The organism is Ilumatobacter sp. (assembly GCF_049588435.1).
Classification (GTDB): Bacteria; Actinomycetota; Acidimicrobiia; order Acidimicrobiales; family Ilumatobacteraceae; genus Ilumatobacter_A.
The window spans coordinates 1-3103 of record NZ_JBAVYV010000336.1; the positions used below are offsets into that span (position 1 = coordinate 1).

The following is a 3103-nucleotide window of genomic DNA, read 5'->3' on the forward strand; positions in this document are numbered from 1 at the left end:
GTTCTGCCCGATGCGCTCGTCCGACTCCTGCATCAACAGGACGTGCTCGCGGAAGTTGCCGTCGGGATGAAGAATGTCGGCGCGAACCCCTGTCGGTGCTGCTGACGGGCCGAACGGGCTCCGCCACGTCGAACCCGCGGGCTCCACGACCACTGCGCCGAACGCCCCAAGGGCGATCGTGTGTGGCGCAGCAAGGTTGAAGAACAAGCTCGTTCCCAGTTCCTCATCGGCGTAGAACTCGTACTGGACCGTTTCCCCCGGCGCCGCAGAACCGTCCGCGTTCCATCCGACAGCGGCACTCGGACCGGCTGCGTTGAGCTTGGCGAGATCGATCGAGGCGCGATCTGTCGTGAAGTGGTTGGTCAGCGAGATGCGGAGACAATCGCCCTCGTTCACCCTCATCACCAGCGGTTCCGGTTGGAGCGTTCCGGCGAGCAGGAGTGCTTCCTGGTCTGTCCGCGCGTACATGAAGTCACCGAAGTCGACCAAGGAGTCCGGGTTCTGGAGGGCGGTGACGTCATAGCTGCGTTCCGGCGCTCCAGCCGGGCAGACCCCGGATGGGTTCGTCGCAGCCGGCGGTGCGCCTCCGGTTTCGGTGAGTGTCGGGAATCCGGCGCCGGGCGCAGGTGCTCCACGATCGGGCAGTGGCTCGAGATCGTCCTGCTCGGTGTCGTGTACCCGCAACACCCCCCAGGCGCCGCCAGTCAGATCGCGAGCAACCGCGTTGTAGAAGAGGAAGTCGCCCGGAAGCCCGGCGGTCCCTCCCGCTCCTCCTTCGAGCACGAGGTCCTCACGCTCGGAAATCCCGATGTTCACCGTGTCGACGAGTGCACTTCCCTCGAGATAGCGCTCCTGGCGCAAGCGGTGGCCGGCGACTCGCAGACTTCCCTCGCGATCCATCACACCCAACCCGCGGATGACGACCGGGTCCCCGACATACGCACGCAGGATCGCCGTGTCAGGGTCGCCGTTGGTCACCGAGGAGAACGGGAACGCCGGATCACGTAGGACGAGCGGCGCCGCGCGCATGTTGATCGACGACGCCAGGGTGCCGGCGGGCACCCCCGGTCCGGTGATGGTGGTGCGGTCGGACATCATGGCGAGCACCTCGCGGAAGCTCCCCTCCTGGCCGATGCCCTGCGATGAGCCCGGTGGAGCATGGATGTCGGCGATCGGACCCGATCGGAGCTCGTCTCCGGTCGTCGGGTCGTGCCACGTCGAGCCAGCCGGTTCGATGACGTGAGCACCGAACAGCCCGTCTCGCCAGTTCGCGAACGAGACGTGGTCGTGCCAGAACACGGTGCCCGCGTCGACGTCGGAGTACCAGAGGTGCTGGGCGAACTCGACCCCCGCGGCCTCGCCAGAGACGTGTTCGTTCTGTAACGGTTCGTCGAGGGTGATGACGTTGCCGTCGATACTCACGATCCGGCGCACCTCGGCGCACGGGCGGTCCTCGTCGTCCGGCTCGTCGACCGGCTCGCCGGTCAGGTCACACATTCCCTCGCCCAGGCCGATGCCGATGTCGATCCCGACGCGGAGTCGATCGACGTTGGTGACCGTGATCGCGTTCGCTCCGGGTCCGGCTGCAGCGGTGAGGGTTCTGTTCTCGTTCGCGTACGGACGCACCCCCTGTTCGTAGGAGTACCCGGTCACCACGCCGTCGGATGCCTGCGGATCGAACTGCACCATATGGGTGTGCATGTTGACCTTCGCGTTGCCGTTGTGGTTGGCGTCCAACTGCTCACTCGTCAGCATGATCCGCGAACAGTCACCGACGTTCGAACGCAACACCAACGGTTCGACCGGCATCGTTCCATCGCGGATGTCATCGACGTTCTCGCTGAGGGCATAGATCTTCCCGTTGGGATTCTCGATGCCGTCGGCGATCTCGATCGGAATATCGAGCGCGGTGACCGGATAGTTCAGCACTCGGCGCCCGGGAACGACGTCGGTCGACGGGCACACCGCGTCAGGTCGACTTGCGTCTCCGTCCTCGCCGAGCCACGGCGCGCCCCCGTGACCGTTCGGCGAAAATGGCGGTCTGGTCCCTAAATGAGGCCTGAACATGGGCCAAGCGAGGCGCGCGTTGTCGAGGTTGAAGTCGACCGCGGGACGTACGCCCGGGGTCTCGGACGCGTAGTTCGCCCAGACCGCGGTGTCGTCCGGTTCGCCGAGCACGAGCGGCTGGGTGAGGTCGCCGTCGACGTAGTCGATCTGCCAGTCCCACACCGTCGCGTCGTCCGTATCGAGCCGCACGCCCTGCGGTGGAAGGATCCCGGCGACATAGTCCTCGAGGGCAAGTTCGGTCGCGTCGTCGACGAGGTCCACCTCGGCAACGATCGTCTGACCGTCGACCTGGGTGCCGAGCAGGTCGAGCGACGTGCCGTGTTCTGCGACGGGTGGCGGCGTGTAGTTCCCGTTCAAGTCCGGCGGCATCTCGGGGAAGTCGTCCTGCACCGTGTCGAACACTCGCCAGAACGCCCACATTCCCGAGATGTAGTGGTCGCCGATGTGGCAGTGGAACAAGAAGTCACCGGCAGCCTGTTGGCATCCGCCAGCGCCGCATTCGTGTTCGAGGGTGAACGCCTCACCGGGTCCGATCGCCTGCGAGTCCATACGGGTGGACTCGGTGTCCTGGGTGGGCACCTTCTGCAACCCGCCGGTGAACGTGTCGGGGTCGACCTTCGGGTTGCGTTGCCATCGGGTGGCACCACCGTGGAGGTGGTACACGTGGAACATCTCGCTGCCCGGGTGGGAAATGCGCGTCTTGGTCGCCTCGCCGAGATACGAATACGGGATCGGCGTCGCCGGATCACCGAACGCGTACGAGCTGTACCCGAGCGATTTGTCGTCCACCAGCTCGAGTCGATCCATGAACGGTTCCGAGCGGAAGTTCAGGGCTCGTGAGACCGGGCGATACACGCCGGTGAGGTCGTCGATGAGGGGCACCGGGGTGTCGTCGGCGCGCAAGATGACGAAGTCTTCGTTGCCGATCTCGTGGAACAAGATGTTGAACTCTCGGAAGTCGGCGCCGTTCGGGTCGGCGATGATCGCCTCCCACCCGGACTCGAGTTCGGTGCTCGGATCGGCGGGATCGAGATAG

General features: G+C 65.5%; 1 protein-coding gene. It reads right to left on the minus strand.

Annotated elements, in window-relative coordinates; all coding sequences use genetic code 11:
• A partial coding sequence (locus WBV89_RS13025; RefSeq protein WP_423981782.1) for a multicopper oxidase domain-containing protein occupies positions 1-3103 on the minus strand: 3103 nt, incomplete at both ends.